The organism is Bacillota bacterium, assembly GCA_018333655.1.
Taxonomy (GTDB): Bacteria; Bacillota; UBA994; order UBA994; family UBA994; genus BS524.
On record JAGXTJ010000038.1, the window covers coordinates 1 to 3,682 of the forward strand.

General features: G+C 52.6%; 2 tRNA genes and 3 rRNA genes. All 5 read left to right on the plus strand.

The features are described 5' to 3' along the window. Positions 1-83 (plus strand): 16S ribosomal RNA (locus KGZ92_07550); the annotation flags it as partial. Positions 84-168: 85 nt separating this feature from the next. Further along, a tRNA-Glu gene (locus KGZ92_07555) sits at positions 169-244 on the plus strand. Positions 245-437: 193 nt separating this feature from the next. After that, positions 438-3,340, plus strand: a 23S ribosomal RNA gene (locus KGZ92_07560). Positions 3,341-3,434: 94 nt separating this feature from the next. After that, positions 3,435-3,550, plus strand: a 5S ribosomal RNA gene (gene rrf / locus KGZ92_07565). 54 nt (positions 3,551-3,604) lie between these two features. After that, a tRNA-Asp gene (locus tag KGZ92_07570) sits at positions 3,605-3,681 on the plus strand. Position 3,682 lies beyond the last annotated feature (1 nt).

Consider the following 3,682-nt stretch of genomic DNA (forward strand, 5'->3'; position numbering starts at 1 on the left):
CGCTTACCACTTTGTGATTCATGACTGGGGTGAAGTCGTAACAAGGTAACCGTAGGGGAACCTGCGGTTGGATCACCTCCTTACCTTAAAGAAGCGTACTTTGTAGTGCTCACACAGATTGTCTGATAGAAAGTGAAAAGCAAGGCGTCTTGCGAAGCAGACTGATACGTCCCCTTCGTCTAGAGGCCCAGGACACCGCCCTTTCACGGCGGTAACAGGGGTTCGAATCCCCTAGGGGACGCCACTTGCTGGTTTGTGAGTGAAAGTCACCTGCCTTAATATCTCAAAACTCATCTTCGGGTGATGTTTGAGATATTTGCTCTTTAAAAATCTGGATCAAGCTGAAAATTGAAACACTGAACAACGAAAGTTGTTCGTGAGTCTCTCAAATTTTCGCAACACGATGATGAATCGAAAGAAACATCTTCGGGTTGTGAGGTTAAGCGACTAAGCGTACACGGTGGATGCCCTGGCAGTCAGAGGCGATGAAGGACGTGCTAATCTGCGATAAGCGTCGGTAAGGTGATATGAACCGTTATAACCGGCGATTTCCGAATGGGGAAACCCAGTGTGATTCGTCACACTATCATTAACTGAATCCATAGGTTAATGAGGCGAACCGGGGGAACTGAAACATCTAAGTACCCCGAGGAAAAGAAATCAACCGAGATTCCCCCAGTAGCGGCGAGCGAACGGGGAGCAGCCCAGAGCCTGAATCAGTGTGTGTGTTAGTGGAAGCGTCTGGAAAGGCGCGCGATACAGGGTGACAGCCCCGTACACAAAAATGCACATGCTGTGAGCTCGATGAGTAGGGCGGGACACGTGGTATCCTGTCTGAATATGGGGGGACCATCCTCCAAGGCTAAATACTCCTGACTGACCGATAGTGAACCAGTACCGTGAGGGAAAGGCGAAAAGAACCCCGGCGAGGGGAGTGAAAAAGAACCTGAAACCGTGTACGTACAAGCAGTGGGAGCCTCTTTTATGGGGTGACTGCGTACCTTTTGTATAATGGGTCAGCGACTTATATTCTGTAGCAAGGTTAACCGAATAGGGGAGCCGAAGGGAAACCGAGTCTTAACTGGGCGTTAAGTTGCAGGGTATAGACCCGAAACCCGGTGATCTAGCCATGGGCAGGTTGAAGGTTGGGTAACACTAACTGGAGGACCGAACCGACTAATGTTGAAAAATTAGCGGATGACTTGTGGCTGGGGGTGAAAGGCCAATCAAACCGGGAGATAGCTGGTTCTCCCCGAAAGCTATTTAGGTAGCGCCTCGTGAATTCATCTCCGGGGGTAGAGCACTGTTTCGGCAAGGGGGTCATCCCGACTTACCAACCCGATGCAAACTGCGAATACCGGAGAATGTTATCACGGGAGACACACGGCGGGTGCTAACGTCCGTCGTGAAGAGGGAAACAACCCAGACCGCCAGCTAAGGTCCCAAAGTCATGGTTAAGTGGGAAACGATGTGGGAAGGCCCAGACAGCCAGGATGTTGGCTTAGAAGCAGCCATCATTTAAAGAAAGCGTAATAGCTCACTGGTCGAGTCGGCCTGCGCGGAAGATGTAACGGGGCTAAACCATGCACCGAAGCTGCGGCAGCGACACTATGTGTTGTTGGGTAGGGGAGCGTTCTGTAAGCCTGTGAAGGTGTGCTGTGAGGCATGCTGGAGGTATCAGAAGTGCGAATGCTGACATAAGTAACGATAAAGCGGGTGAAAAGCCCGCTCGCCGGAAGACCAAGGGTTCCTGTCCAACGTTAATCGGGGCAGGGTGAGTCGACCCCTAAGGCGAGGCCGAAAGGCGTAGTCGATGGGAAACAGGTTAATATTCCTGTACTTGGTGTTACTGCGAAGGGGGGACGGAGAAGGCTATGTTGGCCGGGCGACGGTTGTCCCGGTTTAAGCGTGTAGGCTGGTTTTCCAGGCAAATCCGGAAAATCAAGGCTGAGGCGTGATGACGAGGCACTACGGTGCTGAAGCAACAAATGCCCTGCTTCCAGGAAAAGCCTCTAAGCATCAGGTAACATCAAATCGTACCCCAAACCGACACAGGTGGTCAGGTAGAGAATACCAAGGCGCTTGAGAGAACTCGGGTGAAGGAACTAGGCAAAATGGTGCCGTAACTTCGGGAGAAGGCACGCTGATATGTAGGTGAAGTCCCTCGCGGATGGAGCTGAAATCAGTCGAAGATACCAGCTGGCTGCAACTGTTTATTAAAAACACAGCACTGTGCAAACACGAAAGTGGACGTATACGGTGTGACGCCTGCCCGGTGCCGGAAGGTTAATTGATGGGGTCAGCGCAAGCGAAGCTCTTGATCGAAGCCCCGGTAAACGGCGGCCGTAACTATAACGGTCCTAAGGTAGCGAAATTCCTTGTCGGGTAAGTTCCGACCTGCACGAATGGCGTAATGATGGCCAGGCTGTCTCCACCCGAGACTCAGTGAAATTGAACTCGCTGTGAAGATGCAGTGTACCCGCGGCAAGACGGAAAGACCCCGTGAACCTTTACTATAGCTTGACACTGAACATTGAGCCTTGATGTGTAGGATAGGTGGGAGGCTTTGAAGTGTGGACGCCAGTCTGCATGGAGCCGACCTTGAAATACCACCCTTTAATGTTTGATGTTCTAACGTTGACCCGTGATCCGGGTTGCGGACAGTGTCTGGTGGGTAGTTTGACTGGGGCGGTCTCCTCCTAAAGAGTAACGGAGGAGCACGAAGGTTGGCTAATCCTGGTCGGACATCAGGAGGTTAGTGCAATGGCATAAGCCAGCTTGACTGCGAGCGTGACGGCGCGAGCAGGTGCGAAAGCAGGTCATAGTGATCCGGTGGTTCTGAATGGAAGGGCCATCGCTCAACGGATAAAAGGTACTCCGGGGATAACAGGCTGATACCGCCCAAGAGTTCATATCGACGGCGGTGTTTGGCACCTCGATGTCGGCTCATCACATCCTGGGGCTGAAGTAGGTCCCAAGGGTATGGCTGTTCGCCATTTAAAGTGGTACGCGAGCTGGGTTTAGAACGTCGTGAGACAGTTCGGTCCCTATCTGCCGTGGGCGCTGGAGAACTGAGGGGGGCTGCTCCTAGTACGAGAGGACCGGAGTGGACGCATCACTGGTGTTCGGGTTGTCATGCCAATGGCACTGCCCGGTAGCTAAATGCGGAAGAGATAAGTGCTGAAAGCATCTAAGCACGAAACTTGCCCCGAGATGAGTTCTCCCTGACTCCTTGAGAGTCCTGAAGGAACGTTGAAGACGACGACGTTGATAGGCCGGGTGTGTAAGCGCAGCGATGCGTTGAGCTAACCGGTACTAATGAACCGTGAGGCTTAACCTTACAACGCCGAAGGTGTTTTGGCGGATGAGAGAAGATTTTCAGCCTGATACAGATTAAATCAGAACGCAGAAGCGGTCTGATAAAACAGAATTTGCCTGGCGGCCGTAGCGCGGTGGTCCCACCTGACCCCATGCCGAACTCAGAAGTGAAACGCCGTAGCGCCGATGGTAGTGTGGGGTCTCCCCATGCGAGAGTAGGGAACTGCCAGGCATCAAATTAAGCAGTAAGCCGGTCATAAAACCGGTGGTTGTAAAAGAATTCGGTGGAGCGGTAGTTCAGTCGGTTAGAATACCTGCCTGTCACGCAGGGGGTCGCGGGTTCGAGTCCCGTCCGTTCCGCCAC